This is a genomic window from Mucilaginibacter sp. Bleaf8 (assembly GCF_018390515.1).
In the GTDB taxonomy this organism is placed as follows: domain Bacteria; phylum Bacteroidota; class Bacteroidia; order Sphingobacteriales; family Sphingobacteriaceae; genus Mucilaginibacter.
Window position 1 is genome coordinate 1,602,586 of the sequence record NZ_JAHBBK010000001.1, and the last position, 16,078, is coordinate 1,618,663.

At 43.6% G+C, this 16,078-nt stretch carries 18 protein-coding genes and 1 tRNA gene; 8 read left to right on the forward strand and 11 right to left on the reverse strand.

The features are described from left to right. Positions 1–13: 13 nt before the first annotated feature. The 3 genes from KHS38_RS06890 to KHS38_RS06900 form a co-directional block, all read right to left on the reverse strand. Positions 14–445 (reverse strand): hypothetical protein, encoded by a 432-nt coding sequence (locus KHS38_RS06890; protein WP_213487759.1) that lies wholly within the window; start codon positions 443–445, stop codon positions 14–16. Between the two features lie 31 nt (positions 446–476). Further along, complete coding sequence (locus tag KHS38_RS06895; RefSeq protein WP_213487760.1) at positions 477–878, reverse strand: lysozyme inhibitor LprI family protein; 402 nt, start codon at positions 876–878, stop codon at positions 477–479. A 539-nt stretch (positions 879–1,417) separates the two neighbouring features. Further along, complete coding sequence (locus tag KHS38_RS06900) at positions 1,418–1,861, reverse strand: DUF3997 domain-containing protein (RefSeq protein ID WP_213487761.1); 444 nt, start codon at positions 1,859–1,861, stop codon at positions 1,418–1,420. A gap of 161 nt (positions 1,862–2,022) precedes the next feature. Here KHS38_RS06900 and KHS38_RS06905 point away from each other — a divergent pair, with 161 nt between their 5' ends. From KHS38_RS06905 to KHS38_RS06915, 3 genes are all read left to right on the forward strand, one after another. Further along, positions 2,023–3,897 (forward strand): CocE/NonD family hydrolase, encoded by a 1,875-nt coding sequence (locus KHS38_RS06905; protein WP_213487762.1) that lies wholly within the window; start codon positions 2,023–2,025, stop codon positions 3,895–3,897. Between the two features lie 159 nt (positions 3,898–4,056). Then, a complete protein-coding gene (locus KHS38_RS06910; protein ID WP_213487763.1) occupies positions 4,057–5,715 on the forward strand; it encodes a M1 family metallopeptidase in 1,659 nt (552 codons plus the stop codon). Positions 5,716–5,882: 167 nt separating this feature from the next. Beyond that, positions 5,883–6,617 carry a head GIN domain-containing protein gene (locus KHS38_RS06915; RefSeq protein WP_213487764.1) on the forward strand — a complete coding sequence of 245 codons (735 nt, stop codon included), beginning with the start codon at positions 5,883–5,885 and terminating at the stop codon, positions 6,615–6,617. Positions 6,618–6,722: 105 nt separating this feature from the next. Here KHS38_RS06915 and KHS38_RS06920 read toward each other — a convergent pair whose 3' ends face one another. The 3 genes from KHS38_RS06920 to KHS38_RS06930 form a co-directional block, all read right to left on the reverse strand. After that, complete coding sequence (locus tag KHS38_RS06920) at positions 6,723–7,934, reverse strand: sugar transferase (protein ID WP_213487765.1); 1,212 nt, start codon at positions 7,932–7,934, stop codon at positions 6,723–6,725. Positions 7,935–7,944: 10 nt separating this feature from the next. Beyond that, on the reverse strand, positions 7,945–8,403 hold the full coding sequence (locus KHS38_RS06925) for a response regulator transcription factor (RefSeq protein ID WP_213487766.1): 459 nt from the start codon (positions 8,401–8,403) through the stop codon (positions 7,945–7,947). Between the two features lie 63 nt (positions 8,404–8,466). Continuing rightward, positions 8,467–9,270, reverse strand: a complete 804-nt coding sequence (locus tag KHS38_RS06930) for a glycosyltransferase family 2 protein (protein WP_213487767.1) — start codon at positions 9,268–9,270, stop codon at positions 8,467–8,469. 267 nt (positions 9,271–9,537) lie between these two features. On the opposite strand from KHS38_RS06930, the gene surE reads away from it, so the two are divergent. Then, on the forward strand, positions 9,538–10,308 hold the full coding sequence (gene surE / locus KHS38_RS06935; RefSeq protein WP_213487768.1) for a 5'/3'-nucleotidase SurE: 771 nt from the start codon (positions 9,538–9,540) through the stop codon (positions 10,306–10,308). 26 nt (positions 10,309–10,334) lie between these two features. On the opposite strand, the gene KHS38_RS06940 is transcribed toward surE, so the two are convergent. Then, on the reverse strand, positions 10,335–10,967 hold the full coding sequence (locus KHS38_RS06940) for a hypothetical protein (protein WP_213487769.1): 633 nt from the start codon (positions 10,965–10,967) through the stop codon (positions 10,335–10,337). A 253-nt stretch (positions 10,968–11,220) separates the two neighbouring features. Here KHS38_RS06940 and KHS38_RS06945 point away from each other — a divergent pair, with 253 nt between their 5' ends. Both KHS38_RS06945 and lpxB read left to right on the forward strand, forming a co-directional pair. After that, a complete protein-coding gene (locus KHS38_RS06945) occupies positions 11,221–11,484 on the forward strand; it encodes a hypothetical protein (RefSeq protein WP_213487770.1) in 264 nt (87 codons plus the stop codon). Positions 11,485–11,487: 3 nt separating this feature from the next. Then, positions 11,488–12,597, forward strand: coding sequence for a lipid-A-disaccharide synthase (gene lpxB / locus KHS38_RS06950; protein WP_213487771.1), 1,110 nt, complete (start codon positions 11,488–11,490; stop codon positions 12,595–12,597). Between the two features lie 83 nt (positions 12,598–12,680). Here the strand turns inward: lpxB and KHS38_RS06955 are convergent, their stop codons facing one another. The 4 genes from KHS38_RS06955 to KHS38_RS06970 all read right to left on the reverse strand — a co-directional run bounded on the left by KHS38_RS06955 (position 12,681) and on the right by KHS38_RS06970 (position 14,668). Continuing rightward, on the reverse strand, positions 12,681–12,836 hold the full coding sequence (locus KHS38_RS06955) for a hypothetical protein (RefSeq protein ID WP_213487772.1): 156 nt from the start codon (positions 12,834–12,836) through the stop codon (positions 12,681–12,683). A 54-nt stretch (positions 12,837–12,890) separates the two neighbouring features. Further along, positions 12,891–13,058 (reverse strand): hypothetical protein, encoded by a 168-nt coding sequence (locus KHS38_RS06960; protein WP_213487773.1) that lies wholly within the window; start codon positions 13,056–13,058, stop codon positions 12,891–12,893. Positions 13,059–13,082: 24 nt separating this feature from the next. Beyond that, positions 13,083–13,268 (reverse strand): hypothetical protein, encoded by a 186-nt coding sequence (locus tag KHS38_RS06965; protein ID WP_213487774.1) that lies wholly within the window; start codon positions 13,266–13,268, stop codon positions 13,083–13,085. 206 nt (positions 13,269–13,474) lie between these two features. Beyond that, positions 13,475–14,668, reverse strand: coding sequence for an MFS transporter (locus KHS38_RS06970; protein WP_213487775.1), 1,194 nt, complete (start codon positions 14,666–14,668; stop codon positions 13,475–13,477). A 447-nt stretch (positions 14,669–15,115) separates the two neighbouring features. Here KHS38_RS06970 and KHS38_RS06975 point away from each other — a divergent pair. Continuing rightward, positions 15,116–15,189 (forward strand) — tRNA-Ala (locus tag KHS38_RS06975). A 672-nt stretch (positions 15,190–15,861) separates the two neighbouring features. After that, entirely contained in the window at positions 15,862–16,014 is a 153-nt protein-coding gene (locus tag KHS38_RS06980; RefSeq protein ID WP_213487776.1) for a hypothetical protein, read from the forward strand. The last annotated feature ends 64 nt before the right edge of the window (positions 16,015–16,078 follow it).

Consider the following 16,078-nt stretch of genomic DNA (forward strand, 5'->3'; position numbering starts at 1 on the left):
TTCTGAACATCTATTAACTGCTTACTTCAACAAGATAGTTTAGCATCTTTTCCGCATCGTGCTTAATTCTTTTATAGCGTCTGTAAAAAGAGAAAAAAATAATAATTAGAAAGAATGCAGCCTTGTAGTCAACTGTAATTATCCCAAGAACCATTATGCAAGCCAACCATATCTCGCCAAGATAAGAGATGCCAAAGGTTAGTCTAAGCACATTTTCATTTTCAACTTCAATCAATTCAAACCAACTTTTAGACATATAATAAGGCCCTTCTTCTCTACTTACCGGCATTGGACCATAAGGTTCAAATGTAACTACTCCCGGAGCATGCTTACAAACGTGGTAATTACATTCCTTTACTACGTAAATAATATGCTCAGTTAGTTCTTCGGGTGTTACCGGATTATGTCCCAGCACCTGTTCAATATGAAATTTTAAATCGAACAACTTATTTAGGTGATATAAATTTACAACTGTATCATTTCATTTTTACCGACCCACTGCATACATCGCCTTCCTCAATACCGTCCAGCCATACGCGTAAAAACTTGGTGCGTTCCCGGGTGAGGCTTTCCAGGTAAGTGGCTTTGCACATAGGCTCAGCGCTGCCATACGCACCCGGCGAAGGGTATTTGGCAGCCAGCTCGGCATCGCGCAGTTGTACCCACAGCCGCTGGGCGGTTTTCAGCTTTTTGATGAACACCGGCTGTTTGGCGTACTGCTTTAATATTTTCTGGTACACAGTATTCAGTTCCTTATCTGCCTGCTGGTAGCCGGTGGCAGCAGTGGCATTCATGGAGGTTTGGGTTTGTGCATGGGCACAAATATGCATAGATAGTAATAACACCACTACAGTTAATGTACCTAAAATATTTTTCATCCTGACTTGTTTGATTAACAACCACACGAGCCGACAAACAATTGTTGAAGCACGTGTCTTGATTCAATAACTGTGATTGTTCCTTTCAATTCGGAACCTTCATAAACACTCTTTTTTAACCGGACCACTTTCACCTTTAACAGGTAAGGCCCGTTTTTATACACAAACAAGTTCTTATTCTCATTGTGCGACTGTAAAAAAAAATTCTGATTTGGCCATTAAGCTTCACATACGCCTTATTTGCGTAATTATTAGCCAACAGATAGTTTCTGGCCTTCTGATCTTTTGCAGATGCAAAAAAGCAACACGAACAGCCATCAATATCACTCGGTAGACTTTTAAAGGATTCCAACAACAAAGGCTGGCTTTTTTGTACTACTTGCTGACTCATAGCAGACAAAGCAAAAACAGGTAGAATAACACTATACTTGTTATTACTTTCATTTTAGTTGATACGTTAAGTGACAAAGTTAATGCGAAACGAATTATGGCTATTGCCTAAGCCGTCATAATCACCTTTACAGGGTTAAATCTTTTCTTCATGGGTTTTCAGGATAAGTTAAATTAAAGGTTATCTCACCTACATGAAGTGCATTACAACGATTATTAAATTCATCTGCATCCATTGGACCATACAACCCTTTTTCATGCTGACCTGGTTTCAGCTTAAGATCAATTAGATAATAATTAGTTTGCCCTTCATCTATTTTTTCATGCGGAAATTCGCCTTGCAAAGGATGCTGCTTGGCTACAATGAAGCGCTCGTTATGACCAACGGCATAGATGTAAGCGGGTATAACTTCAAACTCAAGATCACCACTATCACGCTTTCCGATGTATCTGCTTGAATGAACATCAATCCATCCTGTATAGTAAGGTCCGGCAATATGATCGCCACCACTATCAAACAATCCAAAGCACCCAGAAAGAATTGCAGTGCATATGAGTAGCAAATATCTAAACCGTTTGATAACTGTAGGCATAAGGAATGAGTTGGTGCTAATCTAAGCAAACTTGTTTAAAAGGTAAACCTCCAAAAAAAGGCCATCTTGAATACCTTTTGTTTGTAACAGAATTGCATATAATCATCAAAGTTATTACAATACTACTTAAATTGGGCTACTGAACATAACCCCAACACTTCATGAACAAATTTTACACCCTGTTGCTGGTTCTGGCCACCGTTTACTCGGCAGCACTTGCGCAACCCCAAAGCAATTACGCCAAGGAGCATTACACCAAAAAGGAAGTTTACATTACCATGCGCGATGGTGTAAAGCTGTTTACAGCCATTTACACACCTAAAGATGCATCGGCAAAAAAGAAATATCCCATCATTATGCAGCGCACGTGCTACAGTGTGGCCCCTTACGGCGAGGGTAACTATCCGGCACGCCTGGGACCGTCAGATTTGATGATGCAGGAAGGCTACATTGTGGTGTACCAGGATGTGCGCGGCCGTTGGAAAAGCGAAGGCACCTGGACCAACATGACACCCGTTATTGATACCAAGAAAAGCAAAAGGGATGTAGACGAAGGTTCGGACACGTACGACACGATTGACTGGCTGGTTAAAAACACGCTGTTCAACAATGGCCGTGCGGGCCAGTGGGGCATCTCTTATCCGGGCTTTTACACGGCGGCAGGTATCCTTGCTAATCACCCGGCGCTGAAGGCTTCATCGCCGCAGGCACCTATTTCTGATTTCTGGTTTGATGATTTTCACCACAATGGTGCCTTGCTCGAATCATACTTCTTTACTTACCCTGTTTTCGGCGTGCAAAAAACGGATACCACCAGCAAAGCATGGTACAACAACCAGCTGGTGAATACCAACGGCGCACGCGACGGCTACCAGTTTTTGCTGGATATGGGCGCACTGCCTAATGCCGATAAATATTACAAAAACAACTTTTTTTGGCAGGAAACGGTTAACCACCCTAACTATGATGAATTTTGGCAAAAGCGCGATCTGCTGCGCCATTACAACAAAGTAAAACCTGCCGTAATGCTGGTAGGCGGCTGGTATGATGCCGAAGACTTACGTGGTCCGCTTTCTATCTACAAAACCATCAACCAAAAAGACCCGTCGGCTTACAACACCATCGTGATGGGGCCATTCGGGCATGGCCGCTGGTCGCGCGAAACGGGGCATACCCTGCACAGTAATGTGTACTTTGGCGATAGTATTGCCACTTTTTATCAGCGCAATATCGAGGCAAAATTCTTTAACCACTTTTTGAAAGGCAAGGGCGATAAAAATTCGGGACTGCCTAAAGCCTATATGTACAACACCGGTAAAAAAGAGTGGGCACAGTTTACGCAATGGCCGGTTGCCAATGCGCAACACTTAAAATTATACTTAAGCGCCGATGGAAAACTACCGATGACACAGCCAGCCTCTCAGGGTTCGGTATCGTTCATCAGCGATCCGTTAAAGCCGGTACCCTATACCGAGGACAATACCACCACCATGGGCTTTACCCCGCACAATTACATGAGCGAAGATCAGCGCTTTGCCGGTCGCCGCACGGATGTGCTGGTATTCCAGACGGATGTATTACAGGATGACGTTACTTTGGGTGGCGAAATCATGTCGCACCTTAAAGTGGCCACCACCGGCACCGATGCCGACTGGATTGTAAAACTGATTGACGTTTACCCGGCCAATGAGCCTAACCACCCGTACCTGCCCAACAAAAACATATTGATGGCCAATTACCAGCAAATGGTTCGTTCGGAAATTATGCCGGGGCGTTTCCGCAATAGCTTTGAAAAGCCGGAAGCTTTTGTACCCAACCAGAAAACCAACGTGGATGTGAAGCTACAAGATGTGCTTCATACCTTCAAAAAAGGGCACCGCATTATGATACAGGTACAAAGCACCGCTTTCCCGCTATGGGCCCGCAATCCGCAAAAGTTTGTAGAGAACCCGTACAAGGCTACCGATGCTGATTATGTAAAGGCTACGCACACCGTATATAACGATAGCTATATTGATGTGGAAGTGTTGAAGTAAGGGAGCGAGGGATTTGGAGCGGAGAGCGAATTCTGAACGAAAAGTTAATAGAATAGAGACTTCCCCAAAGCAGTAACATAATAAGCACTTTACAAAAAGAGACACAAGAGATTGTGTCTCTTTTTTGTTTATTTTGCGCTGATTGTTCCCCCTTACGCCATGAATCTTAAAAGCAGAATACTTAGCGCAGTAACTATAGCTTCGCTCCTGTCCCTTACCGCATCGGCCCAGCTGATGCAGAAAAAAGAAACCTATACCCGTGCCGATACGTTGCGCGGCATGCTTACCCCCTTGCGTACCTGCTATGATATCAACTACTACCACCTCGATGTGAAGTTTGATATCGACAACAAGTTTATCAGCGGCAGCAACCTGTTTAAATTTACCGCCACACAAAACTTCACCAAATTACAGTTTGACCTGTATGCCAACCTGAAGATTGAAAAAGTAGTTTACCAGGGCCAAAACCTGCCGTTTACCCGCGAATTTAATGCGGTGTTTGTTACCTTCCCTAAAACCATACGTAAAGGCAGTAAAGAAGAATTTACCGTGTTTTACTCCGGCAACCCAACTGTGGCTAAAAATGCCCCCTGGGATGGCGGCGTGGTATTTACCCGCGATTCATTGGGCAAGCCTTGGGTAGCTACTGCCTGCCAGGGCGCCGGTGCCAGCATTTGGTGGCCTACTAAAGACCATCAGAGCGATGAGGTGGACAGTATGCTGATCAGCATCAGTGTGCCTGCCGGTTTAAAAGATATTTCCAACGGCCGCCTACGCAAAACCACTACCCTGCCGGATGGCTATACCCGGTATGATTGGTTTGTAGCCAACCCTATCAATAACTACGATGTTGCTGCCAATATTGGCGACTATACACATTTGGACGACAGTTACGACGGTGAAAAAGGCAAGCTTACGTTAGATTATTGGGTGCTGCCTTATAATGTGGATAAGGCTAAAAAGCAATTTGGCGCCAACGTAAAACCGATGCTGAAAGCGCTGGAGAATTGGTTTGGCCCCTACCCCTGGTATGAGGATGGCTACAAACTGGTAGAAACCCCGCACCTGGGTATGGAGCACCAAAGTGCCGTGGCTTACGGTAATAAATATCGCAACGGTTACCTAGGCCGCGATTTATCGGGTACAGGCCGGGGGCTGAACTGGGACTTTATCATCGTACACGAGAGCGGGCATGAGTGGTTTGGCAACAACATCACCTCAAAAGATATTGCCGACATGTGGATACACGAGAGCTTTACCAATTACTCTGAATCGCTTTTTATTGAAACGCATTATGGAAAAGCAGCAGCGCTGGAATACATTCAGGGTCTGCGTAGAATAATCCGTAATGATGAACCCATCATCGGCCCCTATAATGTAAACAAGGAAGGCTCGGGCGATATGTATCCTAAAGGTGCAAACATGCTCAACACCATACGCGCCATCATCAACAATGATGATAAATGGCGGCAGATACTACGCGGGCTTAATAAAACTTTTTATCACCAAACGGTAACTACAGCCCAAATTGTGAACTACGTAAACCAGCAATCGGGCCTGAACCTGACGTCGGTATTTGACCAGTACCTGCGCTATACCACCATCCCTACACTGGAATTTAAGTTTGAAAACGGCAAGGCCTATGCCCGCTGGGTAGCCGACGTGAAAAACTTCGACATGCCAGTAAAGGTGCGTGTTAAAGGCGGCGAATATCAATTCATTAAACCCATCACCACCTTTACGCCTGTTAGTTTAACCGGCATTACCAAAGACAATTTAGAGGTAGATACCCTGGAGTTCTACATAAAAGTTAAATAGCCCCTCCCAGCCCTCCCCGAATGGGGAGGGCTTTAATTGCATATACCTTACCATCTTAGCTCCGGGCAATAATCAAATTTTTATAACCCCAATCAAAATATTTTTCTGTTTTGGTGCAACCTATGTTAAATTCATGTCGTCTTATTATTAAACCAAAACGATACGTCATGAAATCACTAACCAAAATCTTACTTGCAACTGCACTGCTGGCAGGCACCGGCGAAACCTTTGCCAAACCGCTACCGGTAAAAAACACCTGCACTATTGATATACAAGATCGTCGTTTATCAGGCTTTAATGCCGTAAGCGTAGCTGGTTCTTTTGATGTTTATATTAAACAGGGCAGCACCGAATCAGTTAAAGTGGAGGCAGATGATGATGTGATTGACCGTATTGTAACCGAGGTAAAGGATGGCGAATTAAGGATTTCTACCAAGAAAAGCTCATCGGACTGGGGCTTCAACTGGGGAAGCAAAAAAAGGGTAGTTTATGTAACCGTTAAGGATGTGAACAGCATCAGTTTATCCGGTTCGGGCGATGTATATTTTAAAGACGGTATCCGTGCTAGCAAATTACAGGTAAGACTATCCGGTTCGGGCGATATAAGCGGTAAGATAGATGTGGGTACACTGGAGAGCAGCATTGCAGGTTCGGGCGATATTACCCTTTCGGGCAGAGCGCAAAGCTCCAGCATCAGCGTAGCTGGTTCAGGCGATTTTACCGGCCGCGACCTGGTAACCAACAGCACTACCGTAAAAGTAGTAGGCTCGGGCGATGCACGTGTTAACGCCAATCAGCAGCTCAACGCTTCGATAGCGGGTTCGGGCGATGTATATTATACAGGTTCGGTTAAGCAGGTATCTACCTCTAAATCAGGCAGCGGCGGTATTTCACGTTATTAACCTGACCTCACACATACATAAAACAATAAAGGCGTAGTTTGTAAACTGCGCCTTTATTGTTTTATAAAAACGCCCTTATATAGGCGCGTTAATAAGTTATTGTTTTTACACGTTCTCTTTCTGCAGCAAAGCAGGGATTGTTTTCAAGATCAGTTTTATATCGTTGGCTAGGCTATGGTTCTGGGCATAAACGTTATCTAGCATCAGGCGCTCTTCTTCGCTCATATCGCCTTTGCCTCGCTTTTCAACCTGCCATAAACCGGTAATGCCGGCCGGGGCATGAAAACGCAGGGCGTATTTATCGGTAGTCAGCTTTTCTGCCTCATACAGCGGCAGCGGGCGGTTGCCCACAATGCTCATATCGCCAATAAATACATTCCACAATTGCGGCAACTCGTCAATACTGGTATTACGGATAAAATTGCCTACGCGGGTAATACGAGGATCGTTCTTGATTTTAAAGAAGGCCGAGCCTGCGCTTGACTTCTTGTTGTCCATATACTCCTTTTCGCACCACTGCACTTTATCGGCATAGATCGGGAACTGGCATTTACCTGATGATTGACACTCAGCACATAACAAGACCGTATTTTGAACCGCTTGCTTAGCCGGCTCTTTGTCTTTAGCGGCATCTGTATCATACTGGTTCAGGTGCTTCAAATCTTTCAGGCGCTGATCGGCATTCACATACATCGATCTGAACTTATAGAATTTAAATGCCTGGTAACCGGTACCTACGCGTAACGAGTAGTAAAAGGCCGGCCCTTTTGATTCCAGCTTAATGGCTAAATAAATAAGTAAGAATAACGGCGACAAGAACAGGAGCGCCAAGCCCGAAAACAGGATATCGAAAATGCGTTTATCGGTTGGTATTTTGTAAGATACCGCTGTTTTTTGCGCAACGTTGTTTTTTAGGCTGTGCCAGTGCTCAATCAAAAAGTTTACCCTTGTTTCCAGGTTCGGTTCTTTAACCGGCAAACGAAACACATCGGCCACGCCAGCGTTGAGGGCCAAGCTGCGCAGGTTGCTGTTAAAATGGTTAACAATTAAAAAGAAAGGCACGTTAGCCAAACCATTCTTTTTCAAAGTTTCGAACAATGTGATACCAGATGAGGCCAGCACTTCATCCTGCGATATGATGGCAACGATATTCAGTTTATTGCTTTCCCAGGCCGAAAACAACTGCATACCATTTTTAAAATGCATTAATTGCCGGTCCTGGAAATTACATTGATTTATGGACAACGTTAAATGGTCGTCCAGGTTAATCAATGCAATTATCTGCCGCCCTGGGGTAGTAACATTCTCAGCACTCATCGGTTATTTATCAATTACTCTTTCCTATTCTTCTCAAAATCGCTCTTACACGGGCTTCCAGCTCGGCCGGGTTAAAAGGCTTTACAATAAAATCGTCAGCACCGGTATTAAGGCACCTAACCCGTACTTCTGAGCTATCCTCGCCCGATACAATGATTACAGGTATCGATTTAAAGAAATCACTGCTTTGTACCTGGGCTATAAAATCCAGACCGCTCAGGTTTGGTGTGTTTAAGTCGGAAATAACCAGATCAGGGATATTGCCGTTTTGTAAAAATGCCAGCGCATCTAAAGCGGTTGGGCAAATTTCTATTTCGTATGACTTACTTAAGAATCTTTTAAGTATCAGCTGCATGTAGTTATCGTCTTCGATAACCAATATTTTGGTTTTCCCCGTTTCTGAAAATCCCATAGCGTTTTCTGCTTTTCTTGTAGTTGTGTTAAAAAGGTTGTTGATACCAGTAGCCATATCTAAACGTGTTTACTACTATTACGAATTTTATACGGATAAGGTTCTGCAAATAACAAAATGTTAAGAAATAAATACTCTTTTGAAGCGTTTTATAGTTGCTTTCCACAAACCACCGTCAATTTGTATACGGCGGTCGGTTGTCCACACAATGGCTTTGGGGTTGGTAACTTTGTAAATTTTACCAAAGCCTTTCCGGCTCAACTTAAGCGCCAGATAACCATCCTCGTTAGTACCGGGCGGGTGGTTGAACCCATCAACAGACATACCCTGCTCACGCCTAAAGCCCGAGTTAAAGCCATAAACGTTTACCGCTTCAGTTTTAAACAGGGTATTATAAAAGCGGGTAAACTCGGCAATGTACTCGTAAAAAAAGTAGGTAACACGGCCGGTACTGCCTATAGGTATAAACGAGAAGGTACCATAGGTAATGGCCGCATTTTTTTTCGGATCGGCAAGGGGTTTAATCATTTCCTCAATCCAGTCTTTAGGATATATAGTATCCGCATCGGCGTTTAAAATATATTTACCCTTAGCTTCGGCCAACCCCCTGTTGCGGGCCGGCGTAATGCCCTGCGTGGTTTCGAGTATACAGTTTACGCCGCAGGCTTTTACTAACGCTTCGGTATTATCTTTAGAGTTATTATTTACCACAATAATTTCAACCGAGCGGCTGGTTATATTATTACATAGCGATGCCAGCGTGGGCACGATGTTCTCTTCTTCATTGTAAGCCGGCATCACAATCGATACTTCCGGATTGCCTTTATACAGTTGCTGGTAGGCTTGTTTAATAGCATCCGTACTGGGAGTGCTTTGCGCATTCAGGTAGTTACTGATGTAAGCGGGTATCGTTAACGGCCTCATAAAGTGAGCGAATTATGGATTTTAGTTTACTGAATTTATTGTTTAACAGCACACCGGCAACATCTTACCTATGCCCTGCACCTACCTTTGGCATAGCTTAATTTGCACCAAGGGTTTACGTTATACGTAAAGCAAGAAAAAACTTTGCATCTTTTTTAACTTTTTTATGCACACCTCGCAAAAGGGTATTGAACTGCAACAAACAATTAGGCGTACCGTTTTCAACCGGGTTGCCTGTAGTAAAATAATGGCTATTTTTGACGCACTATGAAAAAAGCAAAACCCACCATATTAGTTGTAAATGATGACGGCATTACCGCTCCCGGTATCAAGGCCCTGCTCGAAACCATGCAGCAGCTGGGCAATGTAGTGGTAGTAGCGCCAGACAGTCCGCAATCGGGCATGGGGCATGCCATTACCATAGGCAAACCTTTACGGCTTGATAAGGTGGAGCTTTACGAAGGCGTTGAAATGTACCGCTGCTCGGGCACACCAGTTGATTGTGTGAAGCTGGCCGTTAATCTCATATTTAAAGGCAAAAAGCCCGACTTGTGCGTATCAGGCATTAACCACGGGCTCAACAATTCGATCAATGTGCTGTACTCGGGCACCATGTCGGCCGCAGTGGAAGGCGCTATCGAGGGCATCCCGTCCATTGGCTACTCGCTTGACGATTATACCTTGCAAGCTGATTTTGCGCCCGCCCTGCCCTATGTTAAGCAAATTGCACAGCAGGTACTGGATCATGGCCTGCCGGCCGATACCTTATTGAATGTTAACTTCCCGAACACGCCTAACCCTAAGGGCATCAAAGTATGCCGCCAGGCGCGTGGCAAATGGGCCGAGGAGTTTGACGAACGCATGGATCCGCATAAACGCCCTTATTATTGGCTCACCGGCGAGTTTGAAATGAACGATAAAGGTGAGGATACCGACGTTTGGGCACTGGAAAATGGCTATGTATCGGTAGTACCGGTACAGTTTGACATGACGGCGCACCATGCCATACCGCTGCTTAACGGATGGAAATTTGAATAGATAAAATGCAATAGGACAGCGGCTACTTAATCAACACCTTCGTAGCCGTTGCTCATTTGCCGGCCGTCTTTGATCATAAACTGATTAAACTCGTCGGCCAGGTCATGGCAGCTTTGTTTCAGCATGGTTACCATTTCCATTACCGATTCATCTACATCGCTCTGCTCCAGCAATTCTACCAGGCCTATAATATTAGCCAGGGGCCTTCTGATGAGGTGCGACTGCCGGTAAGCCACATCACGCAGGGTGGAGGTCAAAAAACGAATATGGTCCTGCCGCGATGCAAAGTCGGTAATATCGTACCCAATTCCAACAACGCCTTCAATACCATCTTCCGTTACATTGGCTTTAAAATCCCAGTGGGTAATCACATAACCACCTTTACCATCCAGCTTGCGCAAGGTAGCCTCAAAACACTCGCCGGGATATTGTATGCACCGCTGGCTCACCTCAAAGCTCAGTACATGATCGTCCGGGTGCAGGGCGGCGCCGGCAAAACGGGTACGGTTCTCGCCATAAAAAGCTTTGTATTTTGTGGCAAAATACTCGTTCATGTAAGCGTAGTTACCATAATTATCTACCCGTACCAAATAAAAGTTATTGGAATTATGCAGCAGGTTAACAATATGCGGAAAGGAATTTTTAAGTATCTCAGTCATGATAATAATGCTGTAGCTTATTGTGCAGTAATGGCCAAGCAAATGGGGCAAACGTTATAACTAGGATAAATGACCGGCTTGTATAATAACAGATAAGTAGTGCTTGTAATTGGCTAACGTTTACTATTTCTGTACTAAAGTACAATTTTATACCAGCATTGTTTGTTACTATCAGCAGGCACTCCTGCTATTGCAATAATTTTAGGTTGCTGATACCCGCTAAATACCTATACAGTTGTAACTTTGAAAAATTATGCCTTACAAAAATAATTGGCTTACCGGAATACTTGCCGGGCTGATATTACCAGCCCTGAGCTGCCTCCTGTTTCAAGTATTATATCCCGAAGCCGTATGGCTCAATAAACCGGCCCTGCCCTATCTGATAACCATCGGGCTTAACCTGGTACTCATCAGAATAAGCGTTGCCAAACAGGCCGACCAAACAGCCAGAGGCATTATGCTTGCTACGTTTGCCTTTTTACTGTTTATGATCTTCGTGCTGAAAATTAAATTATAACCCATGAAATATTATCTGGTAGCCGGCGAGGCGTCTGGCGATTTACATGGTGCCAACCTTATGAAAGCATTGAAGGTTAAAGACCCGCAGGCCGAATTTCGTTTTTTTGGCGGTGATTTAATGCAGGCAGAAGGTGGCACACTGGTAAAGCATTACAGCACAATGGCCTACATGGGCTTTGTTGAGGTAGCCGCCAACCTGCGCACCATTTTAGCTAATATGAAATTTTGCAAGCAGGATATCAGCGCATGGCAGCCGGATGTATTGGTACTGATCGACTTCCCGGGCTTTAACCTGAAAATTGCAGAATCTGCCAAAGCGCAGGGCTTGCTGGTATGCTTTTACATATCGCCCAAAGTTTGGGCCTGGAACCAGAAGCGCGTACACAAAATTAAGCGCGTGGTTGACCACCTTTTCTGCATTTTGCCTTTTGAAGTTGATTTTTATAAAAAGTGGGACATGAAGGTGGATTATGTAGGCAACCCTTTGCTTGATGCGGTATCTGCCTTTAAGCCCGATGAGAGTTTTTTACAAAAGAATAAGCTAAACGATAAAAAGATCATTGCCCTGCTACCCGGTAGCCGCAAGCAGGAAATAAGCCGCCTGCTGCCCGAAATGGAAAAACTGGCTACCCGCTTTGAGCAATATCAGTTTGTAATAGCCGGCGCGCCATCTTTTGATGCCGCTTATTACCAGCAATATCTTACCAATAAAAACATCCCGGTAATTTTTAACGCTACTTATGATATACTGCACCAAGCGCAGGCAGCTGTAGTAGCATCGGGTACGGCCGTGTTGGAAACTGCCTTATTTAATGTGCCACAGGTAGCTGTTTATAAAGCCAACTGGTTAATGGTAGCAGCGGGCCGCCTGCTGCTCAAAATAAAATATATAACGCTCGTAAACCTGATTATGAATGAACCGGTAGTGAAGGAACTGATACAGGAAGAGTGCAATACCGAACAAATAAGCGCCGAATTGGAAAAGCTGCTGCATGATGCCACTTATCGGGAGCATAAGCTTAACCAGTACCATCAACTGCACAAACTTATGGGGCAACCAGGCGCATCGGCGCATACTGCCGATTTGATTGTAAAATATGTAAAACAGTAAAGCTCCGTTACCGGAGCTTTACTGTTTTACATAGGTGATGTTTGAAAAAATTTATATAGGTAGATGATAGATGCTTGTTGGTGCTAAGCGGCGGCCTGCAATGCAGCTGGCTGCGCTTGTTTGTTCACAAACTGCGTTTTGGTTTTGTAAGCTTTCAGGTCTTGTGCCAATAAGCTCATTAATTCTTTATCGAATTGAGAAACCAGTTTACTTGTTGATGATTTGTTATAGTTTTTCATAGGTAGATGGCGTTTGTATAGGTAGATGATGCAGAGATGTCGTGTTATTTACAATTAAGCGGCAGACAAACCATTGGTGGTACTGATGCTTTGTTTAATGGTATTTAGTAACTGATTTTTAGCAGTTCTCACTGTTTTCAAATCTTCCAGCAGTAAGTTTTTCAATTCGTTATCAAAACGGTTCACTAATTTACTTATAGATGGTTTGCGGTAAGTTTTCATAGCTAATGTAGGTTAAAAGTCTTTTTACTCTGTTTTCTTCACTTTATCAATATGATCCGTTTCAGTAAGATTCTCTTTGCGTAGTTCAGCTTCTTTCTTCTGGCGAGCCAGTTGTTCTTCGTCGCGCGGATCAGAAGCGGCCTCAGGATTCTGTGGGTTCTCCCACTCCTTTTCGCTATCGTCTGTTACTGTTTTTTTAACAACTACCATATCAGTTATTTTGATAAGAGTTATTCCAAACCAGTGCCAAAAACTTCAAGACTACCTTAAAAACCGGAATACCATTTCAAACTTTTGTTTAAAATGTTGGATTCCATGCCATTTAATAATTTTAGCAAGAACATTAAATTATTGTGAAGGATGGTTGCGTACCGAACGGCAACTGTACACAGTACGCAACACTGTACAGAATAACGTTACCGGGTGTTCGTTTTTCGGGAATTTAACAGATGAAGTAACAATACAGCTATGGATAATACAATACCTACCACACATACGCCTACCCAGTGATAGCTACCCCAAACCTTAGCCGCTACAAAAGTACCGAGCGAGCCGCCCACAAAATAAGTAACCATGTAAACGGTGTTGATACGATTGCGGGCGGCCGGGTTTAAAGAAAAGATAATAGCTTGGTTGGAGATGTGTGTAGCCTGCACACCCATATCCAACAATATAACACCAATGATGAGCCCGATCATACTACTGCCCGAGAACAGGAACACGATGAATGATACAAGCGTTAATAGTAAGGTATAAGTAATTAGCCTGCTGGCATCCACCTTATCACTTAGCCGGCCAACCAGTGAAGCGGCCAGCGCGCCAAAAGCGCCTACCAAGCCAAAAGAACCGGCCACGGCACTACCTTCATTAAACGGCGGCCCCTGGAGCAGGAAAACTAAAGTAGTCCAAAAAGCGCTGAAGCCGGCAAAACACAAGCCGCCACGCAAAGCGGCTATGCGCAACTGCGGCTCTTGCCGGGCAATATCCACTAATGATTTCATGAGCTTGCCATAGCTGCCTTTATAATCAGGCTCTACCTCGGGTACCAGCAGAGCAATCAATGCCCCCATAATTACCATTAGCCCGGCAGCAATGTAAAACATGTTGCGCCAGCCCAGGTGTTCGCCTATAAAGCCGCTGAGGGTTCTTGAAAGCAAGATGCCGATTAATAGTCCGCTCATTACAAAACCTATCTTTTTACCACGCTCCTCGGGCAGCGACAGGTGCGCCACCATAGCCACCAGAACTTGCGGAACAACGGAAGCTATGCCAACCAAAAAGCTGGCTATACCTAACACGGTAATATTAGGCGCCTTGGCGGCCAGCAGCAAGGCCGCAATCACAAAAGCAAAATCAACCAGCATCAGCCGTTTGCGCTTAAACATATCGGCCAGTGGTATTATAAAGAGCAAACCGGTGGCATAGCCAATTTGTGTGTACATAGCTATCTGCCCCGCCTCGCCATTACTGATATGAAAAGTGTGCGCAATATCACCCAGCAAAGGCTGGTTATAATATATGTTGGCCACTACCAGGCCGGTAGCCAAAGTCATGATCCATAAAACGGCCGGTGTAAGCTGAGCAGCCGATGTTTTTGCAGAAGTATTCATCTCAGGATTTACAAGTCGCAAAGTTGCGAAAGGTTTTTATCAATAAATTATATCCTTTTCCGCTCACAGTAAAATTGACTTCTAAATTGATTTAGCATAATTACATTTAAATAGGTACTGATTTAACAATTTTTAACATATACGCACTTTCATTTAACAATTACTAAACAATATAACTACCAACTATCCTTTTCATAATTTTTTTTGAAAAAAATTATGAAGTTATTTTAGATAGTGTTACCTTTACACCGTAATCGAAAGATACATATAAAAAGTCTTCTCATAATTTAGGTTTATAATTGGTTAGTAAAGGCCTCCTGCCCATCAGGAGGCTTTACTTTTTTATAAGAATTTATAATCGCCATTCACCTCTGCCTAAGATTCAATAAATTATTTTACATAAAATTTGGCATCAATTAACTTTTTGCTACTTTTGCCCACCACAACGGGGGATTAGCTCAGCTGGCTAGAGCGCTTGCATGGCATGCAAGAGGTCATCGGTTCGACTCCGATATTCTCCACACTAAAAAGTCCATATCTAATCATTATGGACTTTTTTTATAGCTATTCTCACTGCTTCATTACGCCTGTTCGGCTTATAATTAGCCACAGTCTGATTTGCTTTTATGAATAACAAGCTCTCCGAAGAAAGATTAGAAATATTACGCAAGATCTGATTCAAATAGCAAGAGTATCCTCATGGAATAAAATTTCGGATAACTGCATGTACATAATAACGGAAGATGCAGAACCTGCGGGTAACTTTACAGAACAGAAAGCATACATCAAAAAAATCAGTTTATTGCCTCCTAAATCTTTACAAGAGATATCAGTTTTTTTAAACCAGTCATATAACGATATCTATTTGTTGGATTTCTTTATTTACAAATCCCTAAAAAGCATAACGCTCGTTGAAATAAAGATACTATATAAAAGTTCGTTGGATGACGATTATCGCGAAACAATAATAAATAATCCTCCAATGATTCACTGTAAGGTCTTAATCCCTCCATACACACACCCATTCGATAAAAACACTACTCAAAAGAAGTTTGATATTAACTGGCATCACGGCACCCTGCGTCATAAATGGCATATGTTTAAATTGCGGCTAAACTATCAATTGGGAACTTTCGTAAAAAGCCTAATACAGCACATCTGAATACATACATTGCTATATAATGAATGCTATCATGAAAACCCGCACCAAACAATTAATAATTGCTTTCGCGTTAGTTAGCCTCACCAGTAGCTGCTTTTTATCACGTGATCCGCATGGTCGTCGTACCGACAGGGGCCGCCGTTATCCGCACGACAAACCGCAACAACAGCAAGGGCAGCAGTAAATAAAACATGACGGCTGTCATTTTTTAGCGGAAATGCTATCGGCAATTTTGCAGTTTAACTTGC

Excerpts from the sequence above, each read along its gene's own strand:
- KHS38_RS06895 (WP_213487760.1), bottom strand. The coding sequence starts at position 878 with ATGAAAAATATTTTAGGTACATTAACTGTAGTGGTGTTATTACTATCT.
- KHS38_RS06960 (WP_213487773.1), bottom strand. The coding sequence starts at position 13,058 with ATGAAAACTTACCGCAAACCATCTATAAGTAAATTAGTGAACCGTTTT.
- KHS38_RS06970 (WP_213487775.1), bottom strand. The coding sequence starts at position 14,668 with ATGAATACTTCTGCAAAAACATCGGCTGCTCAGCTTACACCGGCCGTT.
- KHS38_RS06915 (WP_213487764.1), top strand. The coding sequence starts at position 5,883 with ATGAAATCACTAACCAAAATCTTACTTGCAACTGCACTGCTGGCAGGC.
- lpxB (WP_213487771.1), top strand. The coding sequence starts at position 11,488 with ATGAAATATTATCTGGTAGCCGGCGAGGCGTCTGGCGATTTACATGGT.
- KHS38_RS06930 (WP_213487767.1), bottom strand. The coding sequence starts at position 9,270 with ATGAGGCCGTTAACGATACCCGCTTACATCAGTAACTACCTGAATGCG.
- KHS38_RS06940 (WP_213487769.1), bottom strand. The coding sequence starts at position 10,967 with ATGACTGAGATACTTAAAAATTCCTTTCCGCATATTGTTAACCTGCTG.
- KHS38_RS06905 (WP_213487762.1), top strand. The coding sequence starts at position 2,023 with ATGAACAAATTTTACACCCTGTTGCTGGTTCTGGCCACCGTTTACTCG.
- KHS38_RS06920 (WP_213487765.1), bottom strand. The coding sequence starts at position 7,934 with ATGAGTGCTGAGAATGTTACTACCCCAGGGCGGCAGATAATTGCATTG.
- surE (WP_213487768.1), top strand. The coding sequence starts at position 9,538 with ATGAAAAAAGCAAAACCCACCATATTAGTTGTAAATGATGACGGCATT.
- KHS38_RS06925 (WP_213487766.1), bottom strand. The coding sequence starts at position 8,403 with ATGGCTACTGGTATCAACAACCTTTTTAACACAACTACAAGAAAAGCA.
- KHS38_RS06910 (WP_213487763.1), top strand. The coding sequence starts at position 4,057 with ATGAATCTTAAAAGCAGAATACTTAGCGCAGTAACTATAGCTTCGCTC.
- KHS38_RS06945 (WP_213487770.1), top strand. The coding sequence starts at position 11,221 with ATGCCTTACAAAAATAATTGGCTTACCGGAATACTTGCCGGGCTGATA.
- KHS38_RS06980 (WP_213487776.1), top strand. The coding sequence starts at position 15,862 with ATGAAAACCCGCACCAAACAATTAATAATTGCTTTCGCGTTAGTTAGC.
- KHS38_RS06955 (WP_213487772.1), bottom strand. The coding sequence starts at position 12,836 with ATGAAAAACTATAACAAATCATCAACAAGTAAACTGGTTTCTCAATTC.
- KHS38_RS06900 (WP_213487761.1), bottom strand. The coding sequence starts at position 1,861 with ATGCCTACAGTTATCAAACGGTTTAGATATTTGCTACTCATATGCACT.
- KHS38_RS06965 (WP_213487774.1), bottom strand. The coding sequence starts at position 13,268 with ATGGTAGTTGTTAAAAAAACAGTAACAGACGATAGCGAAAAGGAGTGG.